Origin of the sequence: endosymbiont of Galathealinum brachiosum (assembly GCA_003349885.1) — a bacterium.
Lineage (GTDB): Bacteria > Pseudomonadota > Gammaproteobacteria > SZUA-229 > SZUA-229 > SZUA-229.
The window spans coordinates 141,552-157,310 of record QFXC01000011.1 but is presented as its reverse complement, the minus strand read 5'-3'; the positions used below and the strand labels follow the sequence as shown (position 1 = coordinate 157,310).

Sequence of the window (15,759 nt, the reverse complement as noted above, 5' to 3'; positions counted from 1 at the left end):
ATTATTGTACCTGTATTTGAAAAGACAGGGTTATTTCTTTAATTATTTTAATCAGGGTTAATTTATCTTTATAACTTAGAAAACTACCAATTTCAGTTGTTTTTCCTTTAGAACTTATACTCAGTTTGGGTATATTGTAAATTCCCTTATTATCCACATGAAATTTAGACCAGTATCGTTGATATTCAATGCGTTGGTTAGCGATGTTATCTCCTGACTCAATAATGATACTGTTATTTGTGAAGTAAATTATCTGACATATTGAGTAATGTTTGTAGACAAGATACAGGCAAACTGAAACAAAAATAACTTCAATGCCAGAAAATGGCATAACCAGTATAAAGCCCTGATACATGGCGACTGATGCAATGATCAAAGAAATCAGAGAAAAAGCTTTAATGAAACGTACATTATCCTGCCAGCTAATAGGTCTATTAGGCTCAATTAATATATGACCGGTAAAACCATCTATATTAAGCACAGGAGTAATCATGTTAGAGGTGCCTTTTATATGTTATCTTTGCAAGTAAAGAATAATATAGTTCTAGTAAAAAATAATTCGTAATTCAATACCGGTTGTCTAATCACATGAATCTAAAATACAACTTGCTCAATGCATTTACTAAAACCCATTTTAATGGTGCACAGATAGCTGTTTTTAATCAGGCTGAAGGTTTAAGTTCTGTCAGGATGCTGGAACTGGCGAAAGAGCTAAACCTTACAGAAACTGTGTTTATATCACAGTCAGATATGAAAGGGTGTGATGCGAAATTGCAGATTTTTACTCCACAGGGTGAATGTGATTTTGCAGGGCAAGCCGTTGTTGCCGCCTGTTATATAATGGCTGACTCAGGTCTACTGAATGGTTCAGATGCATGTATTGAATTGAACGGGCAGAAACTGGAAATAATCCAGAGTCTGAAAAATCAAAAAGTGCAGGTTAGTATACCTGTTAGTGAAAAATATGATGATTATGTACCCTCTAATCAGGAGCTGGCAGATATTATTGGGCTTGATAAATCAGAAATAGGTTATCAAAACTATAAATCGATGATAGCCGGATGTCCGTTACCTTACCTGATGATTCCGGTAAAAAATAATAGAGTATTACGTTCAGCTCAGTTTCATGAAAACAAATGGCAGCTTTCATTTGTCGCTTCATTAGCCAGTCAGGTTCTATTATTTACTGGCGATCATCCTTTTGATGATATTAATTTTTCAGCACGACTTCTGGGTAAGGGTATATCAGTTAATGATGACCCGCCAATAGGTGCAGCTGCACCTGCATTTGGTCTGTATCTATCTCATGGTATAAATGATTACCATCGGTCCTGTTTAATTCAGCGAGGGGATAAGGATAAACGAATTAGTATTATGGAGATTAATGTTGATAAGCATGGTTCTGAGGTGGTTGGATTACAGCTTGGAGGACATGTTGTAAAAATGGCTGAAGGTTATTTCGATATACCTGATGAATAAAACAGTTAAATTTGAAAAACATATTAAGGCAGAGAAAAACACACAAACAATTTTAGAGTGTTTAAGTGCTTCGCTTGAATTTAGTAATCAGCAAATAAAAAAAATTTTGCAAAATGGCGCTGTATGGTTAGAAAATTCTCATGGTATTAATCGAGTGCGCAGAGCAAAAAAAACGATTAATCAGGGTGAAATACTGCATGTTTATTTTAATGCAGAAATACAGGCTTCTCAGCCCCACGAAGCAATGCTTATTGCAGATGAAGGTGATTATTCAATATGGAATAAGCCTGGTGGAATGTATTCACAGGGAACAAAATGGGGAGATCACTGTACAGTTTACAGATGGGCAGAGCAAAACTTAATGCCACAGAGGCAGGCGTTTATCGTTCACAGGCTTGATAAAGCAGCTAATGGACTAATTATCATTGCACATAAAAAAAGTACGGCAGCAAAGCTGTCGGCTATGTTTGAGAAAAGGCAAATACATAAAAAATACAGAGCAATAGTAGAAGGTATTCTGAATGATGTAGAGCTACCTTATGAAATTAAAAATGAGCTTGATAATAAAATAGCAATATCAGAAATAATTTCATTAATACCTGATTATGAAAAACAACGCACAGCAGTAGAGATAAGAATAAAAACAGGTCGTAAGCATCAGATAAGGAGGCACTTGTCAGAAATGGGATATCCTATTATAGGTGACAGATTGTATGGAGCACAGGACATAGAGTCTGATTTACAGTTAAGTTCTATAGAATTAGAGTTCAGTTGCCCTGTTAGCGAGAAACAAAAGAAATATGAATTACCTTTGTAAATTTTCAGTTTGCAAACCCCCGGGTTATAAAAGGAAAGATTGTGCCAATAAAATCAGAAGATATAACGCAGCCAGCAGAAGATATGACGTTTAAAAGTGCTTTGCTTTACTGGCTTAAATTGGGCTTTATCAGTTTTGGTGGGCCAGCTGGTCAGATCAGTATGATGCATCAGGAGCTGGTTGAAAAACGGCGTTGGATATCAGAGCATCGTTTTTTACATGCACTTAATTACACTATGGTACTGCCTGGTCCGGAAGCACAACAATTAGCGACATATATTGGCTGGTTAATGCACGGAGTCTGGGGTGGTGTTGCAGCAGGTATTTTATTTGTATTGCCATCATTATTTATTTTAAGTGGATTGACGTGGGTTTATTTATCTTATGGAGATGTATCAGCTGTTGAGGGAATTTTATATGGTATTAAGCCTGCAGTAACAGCGATCGTTGTATTTGCGGCATATCGAATAGGTTCCAGGGCATTAAAGAATAATGTATTGAGAGCGATGGCTGTTTTGGCTTTTATTGCTATTTTTGCCTTCAATATTCCGTTTCCATATATTGTTCTAATGGCAGGTATCATTGCATATATTGGTTCACGGTTTGCACCGGAGAAATTCAAGGCGGGTGGTCATGGTGATGGCAGCAAGGTAAGTTATGGGTCAGCGATTATCGATGATGAGACTCCGGCACCCTCACATGCTAAATTTAAATGGAGCCGCTTTATTGTTTTCAGTGTCATCGGGCTGATTATCTGGGCTGCAGTCATGATGATGCTTTCTAAAGCGTATGGCTGGGAAGGGACGCTTACACAAATGGGCTGGTTTTTTACTAAAGCGGCACTTGTGACGTTTGGTGGGGCTTATGCTGTGTTGCCTTATGTGTATCAGGGTGGCGTTGAGCAATATGCATGGTTGAGCGGTACGCAAATGATAGATGGCCTTGCACTTGGGGAAACCACACCGGGTCCTCTAATTATGGTTGTTGCATTTGTTGGTTTTGTTGGAGGCTGGACAAAAGAAATATTTGGGCCGGAGGCGCAGCTCATTGCAGGAGTAGCAGGCGCTAGTATAGCGACACTGTTTACTTTTTTGCCTTCGTTTCTATTTATCTTACTGGGTGGTCCAATTGTTGAGGCAACCCGGGATGATGTTAAATTTACTGCACCATTAACAGGTATAACAGCTGCAGTTGTAGGGGTGATACTTAATCTGGCGTTTTTCTTTGCGTATCATGTTCTCTGGCCACAGGGCTTTGATGCTAATTTTGAATGGTTTGCGGCTATTATTGGTGCTTTTGCTTTTCTTGCTCTTTTTAAATTTAAGCAGGGCATTGTGACGGTAATTGCAGCGAGTGCAGCAATAGGATTTATTTATTCATTGTTTATATAGATGAATAATACCCGGTTGTTGAAAAGCTAATTTACAGGAGTAAATATGAATCAAAATCCATATCAATCACCGAATTCAGATGTTGCTATAGAAGGTAGGGGGGATCTTATTTATGCGGGGTTCTGGGTACGTATTGGCGCGCATATAATTGATACAATTTTAATTATAATAATTACATGGCCAATTCTTTTTGCTGTTTATGGGAAAGGGTACTTTAATTCTGAGTCGATAGTTGCTGGGCCGTGGGATATTTTGATTTCATATGTGTTTCCAGCGCTTGCGGTAATTCTGTTCTGGAATTATCGTGCGGCAACACCGGGTAAAATTCTTTTAAAAATAAAAATTATCGATGATAAAACCGGCGGTAAATTAACTACCGGTCAGTGTGTAGGTCGGTATTTTGCATATATCATTTCAATATTACCATTAATGCTGGGTATATTCTGGGTTGCGTTTGATAAGAAAAAACAGGGTTGGCATGACAAGCTTGCTGGAACTGTTTGCATAAGAGATAAATAAAACTACTGGCTATCGTATTACTGTGAAAGCGGGTATTGAAATTATTTATCCCATTTTTTAAAACGCTTCATGCAGTATGTTCTTAATGTGGCGTAGTCAGGGAAGTATAATTCAAAACCATCTTCTGAAGGCGCGTCATATTCACAGTAATCATTTGTATGATCTCGACAAATGGTGGGTCGATTCTCGTAAATTCCACAGCCACCATCAATTTGAAGATGCAGGCATTTCGTTTCGATTAATAGCGTCCAGCCATCTTCGTCTTTATAGACACGAATATTTTCATGAGAAATTTGCCACAATAAATGTTCAAAATCTGATTTTGAACGAGGGGTGTCTATATGTTGAGTGATATATGTACAGCAAATAGAGCCTGTGCAAAAGTTGCACTTGTTTTCAGATGTGATTTCAATAGCGGGTTTTACAGGAATGGTAATTGACATAAAAAATTATAAACCTAAATCACGTAAATTGCCTTTACGTTTAACAAGAAAACTTCCATCTGTTTGTCGTTTTGAAAACATCGTAATGCTTTGGCGTATACTGTCTGTAGCATTAACATCTGGTGTTAAGCGTAAATTGAGATTATATGCTTTATTGTTATCAAGACTGGCGCTTCCATCTAATAAAATCTGGCCTTTTTTATTAGCTACTTTAGCCGTCAGCTGTTCGTTATCGTTTGTATCAATTAATAAGTCTACAAAACCTAAATCAACAGTTTCAACTATTGTTAGTTTGGCGTTTTTCCATTTAAGGCTCCCCTTTACTATTGGCAAAGCTTTCTGCTTTAGTTGCAGTGATTCTATATTGATATTAAATGTGCCACCTAACTCACCCAGAGGCATTTGAATAAGTTCCTGCATAACAGGTGCGTCAATACGTGCACGAATGTCTGACGCACTAATGTTACCTAGAGCAGATATATTGATGTCACCTATCAGGTTCTGGTTTTTAATGCTGGCTTTTACTTCTGCGTTTAACTGTGCGAGTAATAACATGGCCGGGTTTATAGACCATTGAATATTGTCGACGGGCGGTTTGCCTTTTAATATGATTTTTTCAGCACTGCCATTCCATAAGCTGCCATGAACGCCATATAGTTTAACCGGAAGTTGAGTGTATTCTTCAGCTAATGAAATAACCTTCGCAGCAGGTACATTACTTAGGGTGAAGAAAAGATAGGATAGAACTGTAATTATAATATAATAACGTTTTTTCATGTATGTGTTTTTTTTACTAAAACCCTGCTCTATTCTGAGAGGTCTTAAGACGAACGCTCCAGAGTTATTTGCGCATCAACAGCGCCTTTTACTTTTGTTTTTTCAACTTTTACTTTGCGGGCGATAATGCCGTATTTATTTTCAAGATCGGTAAGCCAGGTTACAATTCGATCAAAATCAGCTGACTTAATTCTTACTTTCACGCCTTTTTTGCTTTGATCAATTTTTTCTATAAATGGTTTTATGCCAGAAGTGGTAGCGCTACGGTCAGCAAGGCTGGCAATTGACTGATTACGAAATCTGGCTTTATTACTGCCCCCTGAAGATTTAAATCTGCGTATTTCTACATTGGCATTTTTCATCCAGCTATATAACTGGCGTTGTGAATTGTAATTTATCTGTTGTTGTTCATGTTGTGAAGTGATGGGCTCCCAGATAACAAGATAAAACAACATAACTGCCAGACTGATTGCACCTGCTATAACAATATATCGTTCTCTTTTTTCCAGCGTGTCGAGCCATTGATTTAATGGGGTCATTAAGTTATCTATAGCTTTCATCCTTTGGCCTCCAGTCTTAAACGCCCTTTGACACTATCTTTTTCAACTGTGGTTGAAAGTACTGTTTTTATACCGGGAATGGAGGTCAGTTTATTTTTTAACTGTTCAATGTCCTGTAATGATTTTGCAGATAGATCCAGGTCAATGTAATTGTTTCGGTAAACGGCGGCATTTATTTTAGTTTTATCATTTATGCTAAGAGCAGGAGATACTTTTGACAAAAGCTGTAAGAAACTACTTTGACTATTACCAGATGTGCCAGAATTTAATTCTTTTAAGCGTCGTTCGACACGTTGTTTCATGGCTGTCATTTTTCTGGCGTCAGGAATAGCCTGTTTAAATTCTTTTTCAATTTGTCTGGTCAGTTGCAGGTTCTTTTCTTCAAGCTGAGATGTAAGCAGGCTGCCATAACCAAGATGTAGAATAATCCATATTGCAGAGACTGCGGCTACTGATTTCCATGGTTTTAGCCATGTATTGCTTTTGCGTTTGAGGGTGAACTCTCCCTGAAGCAAATTAAACGCCTGTGCTTCTTTCATGTGCTGTACGAAAATTTCCAGCCCATGATTTTTGTATGTATGGCTTTCAATGCTAATTTCAATACCGTCTAATAATGCCTCAGCCTCAGTATCATCTTTTTTATAGTAATAAGAGACAGTATCTGGTCGTTGGGTTGTTTCCTGATTTTCATATTGATCTAGTAGAGCTTGTAGGATAATACCGAGATTTTCACGATCACAACAATGAGCTTGCGCAGAATCAGTTTTAATAAGCGCACTGTCCTCATCTAAAAGGATGCACCATCTGGTATCGCTACCGGGTAGAGCTACGCTATCAGCCGTAATTGTTTCAACATGAATTTGTTGCTGGTTAAAAATATCCAGCGTTTCCTGTAACAGGCTACGCTTGATAGCGATAACAGGTACTTTGTTGTCATCAGCTTTACCAAGAGCAAAGTGTGTGTCTTCAATGTCTTCGGCCAGGTAATCTTCCATTGCGAAGGGGATGGCCTGAAGTTGTTTGTTACGGTTTTTGCTGGGTATATTGACCGATTCAAGTGTGGTGTAGTGGGAATCGATTAAAATAGAAACTTTTTTGCCGCGCGATATGGCTTTTAGTTCTTCCAGACTGCCGTGACCCAGAGTAATTGATGGGTGAAGATCTGCGCCCATAGCCCAGTATTGTAAACCGGATTTGTGCCCTGGTTTATAATGAATAACAAGAAACTCACTCATTAGAAAGCTCCACTGGTTTGACGTATTAAGGACGTTTTTGCGTTGCTGTTATCTCGATAAATCATACTAAATAACTTTATATCTCCAGCGCCTAGCTGTGTTTTAGATTCCAGTAGAAAATACTCTGAGTATATCTGCAGGCCTCCGCTTTCGAAGTTTTTTACTTTTAATGTTTCAGAAACATATTTCTTAAAATCATCTATTTTCTCAAATGGAACATCATCTTCATCATTGTCTGCCTCACCATCGCGATCTTTAATGATCTGCTCTGCGTGACTTTTCAGTTCTTCGATGGATTCTAGCATTTTGCTGCTGGCTGTGTTGATATTGATAGCTGTATTAACTGCGGGTAATACGCAGGTTTCATCTTTAATCAACTCAATCACACCATCTGTATAACCTTTGACCAGACGAAGTTCACTTGGGCTGGTCATCAGGCTGTTGGCTGTACGATATGGTTTTTCAAGACCGATATAATAATCAAACTCAGCTCCCTGAGCTTCATTTATATCATCTTTATCCAGCCAGTCAATCAGGCTGTCAGTTAAAGTGCTATGCAAGCTGATATCGACACCTAAATTATTCAGTAGTGATATGTATTGAGCACGATAACGGGCTAACTCAGTATTGGTTTTTGACAGGTTATTTAAATTGAAGCAGCTCTGTAGGTCTGCCAGATTAGCAGAAACAGAGCCGCCTTCAACAGGAAAGATGGCTGTCTGTTCATTGAATAAACGAATATCTTCCAGGCTGTCATATTCATTGTTAGCATCACGGTCCAGTTTTAATAATACCATCGCAAATTCGACAGCATTGCTGTTATATAACTGTGCCTGATCAAGTCGTAAGATATTTTCAGTGCGACGAATGTCATAGTACAGATGACTAACCAGCGAAACAGCCAGAACGGTTGCCAGAGATACGACCAGTAAAGCAGTAATGAGGGCTACACCTTGCTGTCCGGGTAATTTAATCATTATAAGCGACCCTGATTAAACGCCTGATATCACCCCAGTCATTCATTTTAAGGGTGAATTCTACTGCAACAGGTAATGCGGATGGGGCATCTGAAGCCTGAGAGTCAGCGGATGGCCAGTCAGTCTGCCATTGATTTTTTTCATCAAGAAAGCGTAATTCCAGTGACTCGATATTGGTAATAAGCGTACGTTCAACTACCTGTTCGTCATCTGCTCGATCCACATGTGGCCAGTAGATGCGTTTGAGTCTGTCTTCATCGAGTTGATAAGCAACACGCTGTAATGAGCTGCGGGCCTGATTTGCCGGATTGCGCCAGCCATTACGGGTAAAGGCTAAAATGTAGTCACTATCCTGAGTGGTTACTTTAAGCAGTTGTCCGCCGAGTGCATCATGTCCATCTCTGTTGCTCAGGTATTGTAAGTCACCAGTAAGGGTTAATACCGACATCTGTAATTCCTGAAGTCGGTCTAGTGCTGCTTCAGTGCGTGATTTGCTGGTGATAACCGAGTGCAGGCCGGTATAAGCCAGAACTGAAACGATGGCAAAAATAGCCATTGCAATAATGACTTCAATTAAAGTAAAACCAGATTTCTTTTGTAAGGAATTTAAAGGCACTATTCATTGCCGCCGGTATTTTCTGAATCTGCAGCAGGGGTTATGTTCTGGGCAGGGTTAGCAATAAATGCCTGAACCATGGCAAGATTTCGAGTACGGCCCTCATCTAAATACACAGTGAACTTCAGGCCGCGAATATTACCGCTTTCATCTCCTGTTTTTTTGATTTCACGGGTCCAGTACCATTCTACATCTGCCATTTCAGTGGATTTTTTTGTAGTACCCAGATCTGGCCAGGCTTTATCAATCTGTAATTGCGTGATCTCGTTCATTGCAACATAGTGAGCCAGCGTTTTGCTTTTAAGGTACGTTGCTGAATGGGTGTGATTACCTGATGCTTTAATCAAAGAAGCAAGAGCAATAGCAATGATAGCCAGTGCGACCATGACTTCAATCAGCGTGAAACCATTTGTAGATTTATTCATTATCCTACTCATCAGGTGACACGCGTTTGTATTCTCCCTGAGGAAGACCTTCAAGATGTTCTTCTATTTCACTACCGGGTATGCGTAAACGCACCTCGAACTGAGGTGTTAGCTCGGAACTTGATAATAGAAAAATTTGTGGTTTTATCTGCTCTTCTTCAGGCAGCTTATTATTGTCAATATTGGATGCGGCACTAGCTAAAGCGTTTTCTTCTTCAGCAGGCTGTTTTATTTCAGGGTCGTCTTTTTGTGATTCAAGGATATCGACAGGAATTTGTTCAATATATAAATCCAGTTCTAATGGTTCTGGCAGCATTCTGCTGCGTAATAGTCTGTCTTTATTTATATCAATCCAGTTATCATTTTCTTCATTAAAGCGCATAAAGCGGTAGCCAGTTTCATAAAAGCGGACGCCGTATTCTTCTGAGCGAATAACAGATTGTTCATGTGCAAAACGTAAGATTTGTTGCAGTCGTAATATTTCTTCTTCTGCCAGCTCTTCTTTGCTGCCAGAGGATATATTAACGACAACAAAACCAATTGAAATACTGATGATCACGATGACCACAAGTAATTCAATCAGAGTAAACCCCTGATGCTGATTATTAGGTCTGTAAACGAAGTTTCTGAACATGGTGAGGCATTGGTGTTAGTAGATTAATCCCAGCTACCGATATCCGCATTCTCTCCTTCACCACCTTCAACACCATCGGCGCCAAGAGAATAGATATCAATTTCACCGTGCTCACCAGGGCTTAAGTATAAATAATCACGCTGCCACGGGTCTTTACGTAATTTCTTTACATAACCGCCCTGTTGCCAGTTAGCGGGTTCGGGGTCACCTGATGGCTGGTTAACCAGTGCATCTAAACCCTGGTCAGTTGTCGGGTAGGTGTAATTATCGAGTTTGTATAAATCAAGAGCACTTTCAAATGCGCTGATGTCGTTTTTTGCTTTTACAATTCGAGCCTGACCTGTTTTGCCCATAAACTTAGGCGCTACAAAGGTGGCTAGAATGCCAATAATAACAACAACAACGATAATTTCGATTAAGGTAAATCCCTGTTGTCTGATTTGAGGTGCTTTCACTGATGGCTCCGTAGTAAATTAATGGTTAAACTCTGGCATTATCATACCAGATGCCGCATTAAGCGCATATGAGACAATTGTACACATGAATATTTTATACAAACTTAGAAGTTATAAGCTGTGGCTAGTTCTATTTATTTTATGTTTTTTTATACAGGCATTACATTTAGAGGGATTTTTTCGATTTGATCGTCAGTTAATAGAAAAATGGCAGTTCTGGCGCTTAATCAGCGGTCATCTGACGCATCTAAACTGGAGCCATTTTCTGCTTAATATGGCTGGTCTGAGTATGGTGGCAATATTTTTCTCAAGTTACAAATCGACCACATACTGGATTGAAGCTCTATTGTTTATATCACTGGTTTGTAGTGTGGGTATGTTAATAGACAACCAGTTAGACAGATATGTCGGGTTTTCAGGTGTGCTGCATGGCTTATTTATCATTGGTGCTAGATGGGAAATGACGCGATATAAAGTAAGTGGTGTGGTTTTGCTGACTATTATCATTGGTAAAATAATATGGGAGCAGATATTTGGTGCTTTGCCTGGTTCAGAATCTATGACCGGGGGGCGAGTTGCTGTAAATGCTCATTTATATGGTGCTGTGGCCGGTGTATTGTTTGTTTTAAGAGATATTAGAAAGAAATGAGACTTTAATTAAATTGATAAATTAAAGTAGATGAAATAAGGCATGATTTTATTTTAGTTAGATTCAGGCATCAATAAATCGATTGTTGATTTATCTACAATACTATTTGAATTATTGCCCCATGCATTTCTTATATAAGAAATGACTTTAGTAAGATCATTATTATTAATAGAGTCAGCAAAAGCAGGCATGCTATTTCGACCATTAAGAATTATATCGCTAAGTACTTCTATTTTTCCCTTAACAATACTGTTGTTTTTTAAGGCGGGTGAGCCAATAGTTTGTTGCTGACCTTCTCCTGAAGATAAGTGGCAAGCAGCACAGGATGCTCGGTAAAGTCGTTTTCCTTTTTCCAGTTGAACAAGTTCAGTTTCATTCCATATTTTACTGGCACTATTCCAGTCTTTTGCTGCAGTGTTAATATCTATTTTGTCTGAGGGTAGAGGGTTTTGTTCGCAGGAGCAGAGCATTGTAATAGATAGTAGTAAAATAAAGAGTCTTAAAAAAATCATCATATAGAATTAATTATTCATAATAAGCAGATGATGGAGGCTGATTTTTATAAAGGTAAAATAAAGTTATATAAGGAATGCATAACTTTATTTTACCCAGTTAATAGTCGCTCTTATTTTGTAGCCTGAATATTCGCAGAAACAACATAGTCTTCAATGTTACTGCCCGGTGCCCAGTCTTTTATAAAATCACGACTTTCATCTTTTGGTTCAATTTTTATATTCTTAAAACCGGCTTGCTCCATCATGTCCTGTAAATTGTTTATGGTTGATGCGCCACTAACACAGGCCGAATATAAAACAGTATCATTTTTAATTTCATCAGGTAGTTCGGTGCTGCTTACAACGTCTGATATTGCAAGTCTGCCACCTGTTTTTAAAATACGATATGCATCATTAAATACCTGTTGTTTATTTGGAGATAAATTAATAACACAATTTGACATAATCGTATCAACTGAATTATCTGCTACAGGTAGATGCTCTATTTCACCCAGACGAAATTCTACATTGTTGTAGTTAGCTTTATCTGCATTATTGCGTGCTTTAGAAATCATCTCCGGTGTCATATCTACGCCAATAACCTTGCCGTTTTCACCTACTTCATTAGCGGCGAGAAAAGCATCAAAGCCTCCTCCGCTACCAAGGTCAACAACAATTTCTCCAGGCTGTAGTGCTGCAAGTGCTTTCGGGTTGCCACAACCCAGGCCCATGTCTGCACCTTCAGGCACATTAATTAAATCAGCCTTGCTGTAACCCAGACGTGTTGAAATTAGCTGATTAATCTGCTCGTCATCCGATACACCACAACAACTACTGGTCACACCACAGCAGTCACCTTCATTATTAGCTTCTGCAACTTTGCTGTATGAATCTCTTACTTTGTTACGTACTTCATCTGCCTGTTTATAATCCATCTTTGGCTCCTATGCTTCTTGTGACTGTTTAGATGTATTTAATAAATTCTGATATTTGATGTAATCTTCAGGTTCGTCTATATCCCAAAGTGTGTTTAGCAGGTGCGTGCTGTAACCTGCTATTTTATTATTCTTTAAGCTTTGCTCTAAAACCAGTCCGGTTCCCCAGTTGATATTGTTAAATAGCCTGGTGTTAATTTTTGTTGCGCCAATCAGCACGTAACCACCATCTTTCGCCGGACCTAGTACCATATCATGTTGGTTGAGTGCTTTAAAAGCATTATCAATATAGGTTTTATCTAAAACAGGACAATCAGTGCCTATTAAAACGCATTTATCATAGTTTTGTAATGAGGCATGTATGGCATCGTGCATCCGTTCCCCTAGATCATTGCCCTGTTGAGTATGTAGCGATACAGGATTGGTATTAGCTAGAGCCTGAATAAAATTATTATTAATATCAGGAGTGGTATAAATTGCGACATCGACATTACTTAATGGTGAAATGTTTTTAAAGCAGGTGTTTACAAGTTCTTTATAAAATTCACAGGCCTGTTCTGCACTTAAATAGGGAATGAGACGTGTTTTGCATTGTCCCGGTACAGGTGCTTTTATAAAAATAACCAGTTGTTTGTTTTTAATGACTGTTTCATGACTTACTGATTTATGCGATTCAGGTTTGTTATGAATGATATAAGCATCAGCAAGTTTTTTAGCGGGTGTACCTAAAAAATAACGTAAGCGTAATTGCCACATTAATAGAATAGTGTGAGTAATTCCGTGTTTTTCCCAGCGTCGACTTGATGTAGTAAGGCGGGTGATTTTTATGCAGGAGGGAATTTTTATTTTTCTTAGACGTTTGCTTAATTCAATATCTTCCATAAGTGGTATGTCTGAAAAACCAGATAGTTGATTAAAGGTTCTTCGGCATACAAATATCCCCTGATCTCCTGTTGCAACATTGCTCATGCAGGAGCGTTTATTGATAAACCATTCAATAAATCTAAATTGCCATTTTTTACTACTGAGTTTTATATTAAAAAAACCCCAGATGGATTTTTCAGTGTTCATTATTTCAAGTATTTTTTTATCAATACTCTCAGGTGAAATTGTATCAGCATGTAAAAAGCATAAGACATCACCACTGGCTATTTTGGCGCCCTGATTCATCTGTCTGGCCCGGCCGAGTGCAGATGTTATGCAAGTATCCACAAGGTTTTTTGCCAGATGAAGGGTGTTATCGTCACTGCCTCCATCACTAAGAATTATTTCGTGTCCACGTTGACGGAGGTTTTGTAATTTATTTAAAGTTTTAACTATCTGTGCTGACTCGTTAAGGCAGGGAATTACAATAGATAATTTTTTATATGACATTTTTTATAAATTAACTTAATGCGCCGCCACAACTAGAGCCACTACCTGCTGTGCACCCATAACAGTGATCACCGATTTGAATAGGTGTAAGTTGTAAGTTATTTAAATTTAATTCAGATATGTGTGTTTTATTATAGGGAGAAAAATTACTTGGCATATCTAACATCTGGTTAAAATCGCAATCATAGATAAAACCCTGCCAGTCTATACTGATTAAATTTCGACACATGACGGTTTGTAAGTTGTCATCAGAATGGGCGTTTTTTAATAAGGCCATGTAATTTTCGAATTCACCTTTGCTAATCAGCGTGCTTCCAAAACGCATTATTGGCATGTTAGTGAGTGTGTAGAGATTGCTGAATTCAATATTAAAATCTTCTCGAAGTTTCTGTCTGTATTCATCTTCAAGTGATTTCTGTGCAGGAGGTAAAAAGGCACCGGTTGGGTTGTACATTAAATTTAAAACCAGACCGTTATCTTTCGCGGCATAACCCAGAGAGTTTAATTTTTGTAAGGCCGTAATGCTAAGATCAAATACTCCGTTACCTCGTTGCAGGTCGACATTGTCTTTGCTATAGCAGGGTAGTGAAGCTACGACTTCGACCTGGTTATTAGCTAGAAATTCGGCCAGCCCTTCCTGTTCTGGTTCACTTAACACGGTTAAATTACAACGATCGATTACGGATACATTTAAAGCACGTGCTTCTGTTATTAAGTAACGAAAATGCTGGTTAAGTTCGGGTGCACCACCGGTTAAATCAAGTTTCTTAATATTGTTGTTTTTAATAAAGCTTAAAATATCGTCAATATCTTCCAGTGCCATTGTTTCAGTGCGCTTTGGACTGGCATTGACATGGCAGTGTTTGCAACTCTGGTTACAGATATAACCCAGGTTGACCTGCAATGTATCGAGCTGCCTGCGACTTAATTGTGGGAAACTGGTGTTGAGTAATTTTATTTTAGTATCATGCATATTGGTTTATTCAGACGTGTTATTAGATGTTGCAAGAGGATAGTTGTGTTTGTTCCAGTCTGTCATGCCCATGCGAGCAACCTGTACGTTTTCGAAGCCCAGGTTAGATAATATTTTTGCCGCTTCACTGGAGCGCTTATCTGTTCGACAAATAGTGATGATGTGTTTGTTTTTAGCACTTTCTAATTCTGTAATGCGTTGTGGTAATTCTTCTAGTGGTATTAGCTTGGCTTGTTTAATATGCCCCTGCTCACCATTAAAATCAGCTGATTTTCTCACGTCCAGTAAAAGTATTTCCATTTTATTATCAATATGTGACTTAAGGTCTTCAATAGATAACATATTTACTTTTCGAATTTTATTAATTATACGGGGGATAAAAATAACAACCGCGAGTAGTGCGATTGCCAGCATGGCTTTTTTAATTAAATCCTCGCCTCCAGTTGCTGCTTCTTTTCCTATATAACCAATGTAAGTATAAGCCAGAGCACCTGGAAACATAAATATAAAAGAGGCAAAGCTGTACTGGGAAAAACTAATCTTTGTTAGTCCTAAGGCGTAGTTAAGTAAATTAAAAGGGAAGATAGGCACCAATCTGGTAAAAGCAACAAATCGCCAGCCTTCGCTTTCAACGCCTTTTATGAGCTGTTGTGTTTTACCCGCGGCTTTTTTCTCTATCCAGCCTGATGCCAGATAACGTGAGATAAGGAATGAAATCATCGCACCTGCTGTTGCGCCTGTCAGATTGTAAAGGGTGCCCCAGACTGGGCCAAATAATGCACCACCCAGTAAGGTAAGCAGTGATCCGGGTAAAAATAAAATGGTACTTAGAATATATATACAGATGAATAATACGGGTGCTGCGTGACCTGCGCTTTCGATCCAGCTTTGTATGCCTGCCGGGTTTATCTGTTCACGATAAATAAAGCTTAAACTTATACCTGTCGCAATGATGATAAATAGAATAATTCGTTTTAAATTTTTACTCATAAAAATCTCGTGAGAA

19 protein-coding genes and 1 pseudogene are annotated in these 15,759 nt (G+C 38.5%); 5 read left to right on the top strand and 15 right to left on the bottom strand.

Translation table 11 applies throughout. The features are described 5' to 3' along the window. Position 1: 1 nt before the first annotated feature. Positions 2-493, bottom strand: coding sequence for a hypothetical protein (locus DIZ80_09070; GenBank protein RDH82433.1), 492 nt, complete (start codon positions 491-493; stop codon positions 2-4). A gap of 95 nt (positions 494-588) precedes the next feature. Between DIZ80_09070 and DIZ80_09065 the strand changes: the two genes are divergently transcribed. The 4 genes from DIZ80_09065 to DIZ80_09050 all read left to right on the top strand — a co-directional run bounded on the left by DIZ80_09065 (position 589) and on the right by DIZ80_09050 (position 4,206). Next, entirely contained in the window at positions 589-1,479 is an 891-nt protein-coding gene (locus DIZ80_09065) for a hypothetical protein (GenBank protein RDH82432.1), read from the top strand. Further along, positions 1,472-2,296, top strand: a complete 825-nt coding sequence (locus DIZ80_09060) for an RNA pseudouridine synthase (GenBank protein ID RDH82431.1) — start codon at positions 1,472-1,474, stop codon at positions 2,294-2,296. The genes DIZ80_09065 and DIZ80_09060 overlap by 8 nt, the downstream gene beginning before the upstream one ends. Positions 2,297-2,379: 83 nt before the next feature. After that, a complete protein-coding gene (locus tag DIZ80_09055) occupies positions 2,380-3,687 on the top strand; it encodes a chromate transporter (GenBank protein ID RDH83136.1) in 1,308 nt (435 codons plus the stop codon). Between the two features lie 45 nt (positions 3,688-3,732). Further along, positions 3,733-4,206: an RDD family protein gene (locus DIZ80_09050; protein ID RDH82430.1), complete on the top strand. Its 474-nt coding sequence runs from the start codon at positions 3,733-3,735 to the stop codon at positions 4,204-4,206. Between the two features lie 41 nt (positions 4,207-4,247). Here DIZ80_09050 and DIZ80_09045 read toward each other — a convergent pair whose 3' ends face one another. From DIZ80_09045 to gspG, 9 genes are read right to left on the bottom strand one after another with little or no spacing between them, the layout of a single operon-like run. After that, positions 4,248-4,649 (bottom strand): zinc/iron-chelating domain-containing protein, encoded by a 402-nt coding sequence (locus tag DIZ80_09045; protein ID RDH82429.1) that lies wholly within the window; start codon positions 4,647-4,649, stop codon positions 4,248-4,250. Between the two features lie 6 nt (positions 4,650-4,655). Beyond that, positions 4,656-5,426, bottom strand: coding sequence for a hypothetical protein (locus tag DIZ80_09040; GenBank protein ID RDH82428.1), 771 nt, complete (start codon positions 5,424-5,426; stop codon positions 4,656-4,658). 44 nt (positions 5,427-5,470) lie between these two features. Next, a complete protein-coding gene (locus tag DIZ80_09035; GenBank protein RDH82427.1) occupies positions 5,471-5,986 on the bottom strand; it encodes a hypothetical protein in 516 nt (171 codons plus the stop codon). Next, complete coding sequence (locus DIZ80_09030; protein RDH82426.1) at positions 5,983-7,221, bottom strand: hypothetical protein; 1,239 nt, start codon at positions 7,219-7,221, stop codon at positions 5,983-5,985. Before DIZ80_09030 ends, DIZ80_09035 begins: the two co-directional genes overlap by 4 nt. Beyond that, on the bottom strand, positions 7,221-8,198 hold the full coding sequence (locus tag DIZ80_09025; protein ID RDH82425.1) for a hypothetical protein: 978 nt from the start codon (positions 8,196-8,198) through the stop codon (positions 7,221-7,223). Before DIZ80_09025 ends, DIZ80_09030 begins: the two co-directional genes overlap by 1 nt. Beyond that, on the bottom strand, positions 8,191-8,814 hold the full coding sequence (gene gspJ / locus DIZ80_09020) for a type II secretion system protein GspJ (protein RDH82424.1): 624 nt from the start codon (positions 8,812-8,814) through the stop codon (positions 8,191-8,193). The genes DIZ80_09025 and gspJ overlap by 8 nt, the downstream gene beginning before the upstream one ends. Continuing rightward, positions 8,814-9,251, bottom strand: a complete 438-nt coding sequence (gspI, locus tag DIZ80_09015; GenBank protein RDH82423.1) for a type II secretion system protein GspI — start codon at positions 9,249-9,251, stop codon at positions 8,814-8,816. Before gspI ends, gspJ begins: the two co-directional genes overlap by 1 nt. Continuing rightward, positions 9,244-9,873, bottom strand: a complete 630-nt coding sequence (gspH, locus tag DIZ80_09010; protein ID RDH82422.1) for a type II secretion system protein GspH — start codon at positions 9,871-9,873, stop codon at positions 9,244-9,246. Before gspH ends, gspI begins: the two co-directional genes overlap by 8 nt. Before the next feature lie 23 nt (positions 9,874-9,896). Further along, positions 9,897-10,328: a type II secretion system protein GspG gene (gspG, locus tag DIZ80_09005; protein RDH82421.1), complete on the bottom strand. Its 432-nt coding sequence runs from the start codon at positions 10,326-10,328 to the stop codon at positions 9,897-9,899. Between the two features lie 85 nt (positions 10,329-10,413). Between gspG and rrtA the strand changes: the two genes are divergently transcribed. Then, a complete protein-coding gene (rrtA, locus tag DIZ80_09000; GenBank protein ID RDH82420.1) occupies positions 10,414-10,977 on the top strand; it encodes a rhombosortase in 564 nt (187 codons plus the stop codon). Positions 10,978-11,030: 53 nt separating this feature from the next. On the opposite strand, the gene DIZ80_08995 is transcribed toward rrtA, so the two are convergent. From DIZ80_08995 to DIZ80_08975, 5 genes and pseudogenes are all read right to left on the bottom strand, one after another. After that, positions 11,031-11,492, bottom strand: a complete 462-nt coding sequence (locus tag DIZ80_08995; protein RDH82419.1) for a hypothetical protein — start codon at positions 11,490-11,492, stop codon at positions 11,031-11,033. Positions 11,493-11,602: 110 nt separating this feature from the next. Beyond that, the gene (gene arsM, locus DIZ80_08990) at positions 11,603-12,406 is read right to left on the bottom strand and encodes an arsenite S-adenosylmethyltransferase (protein ID RDH82418.1); all 804 of its coding nucleotides are present in this window, start codon (positions 12,404-12,406) and stop codon (positions 11,603-11,605) included. Positions 12,407-13,111: 705 nt separating this feature from the next. Further along, positions 13,112-13,780 (bottom strand): annotated as a pseudogene (locus DIZ80_08985) (glycosyl transferase). A gap of 10 nt (positions 13,781-13,790) precedes the next feature. Beyond that, positions 13,791-14,753, bottom strand: coding sequence for a radical SAM protein (locus DIZ80_08980; GenBank protein ID RDH82417.1), 963 nt, complete (start codon positions 14,751-14,753; stop codon positions 13,791-13,793). 6 nt (positions 14,754-14,759) lie between these two features. Next, a complete protein-coding gene (locus DIZ80_08975; GenBank protein RDH82416.1) occupies positions 14,760-15,743 on the bottom strand; it encodes a sulfurtransferase in 984 nt (327 codons plus the stop codon). Positions 15,744-15,759: the final 16 nt, after the last annotated feature.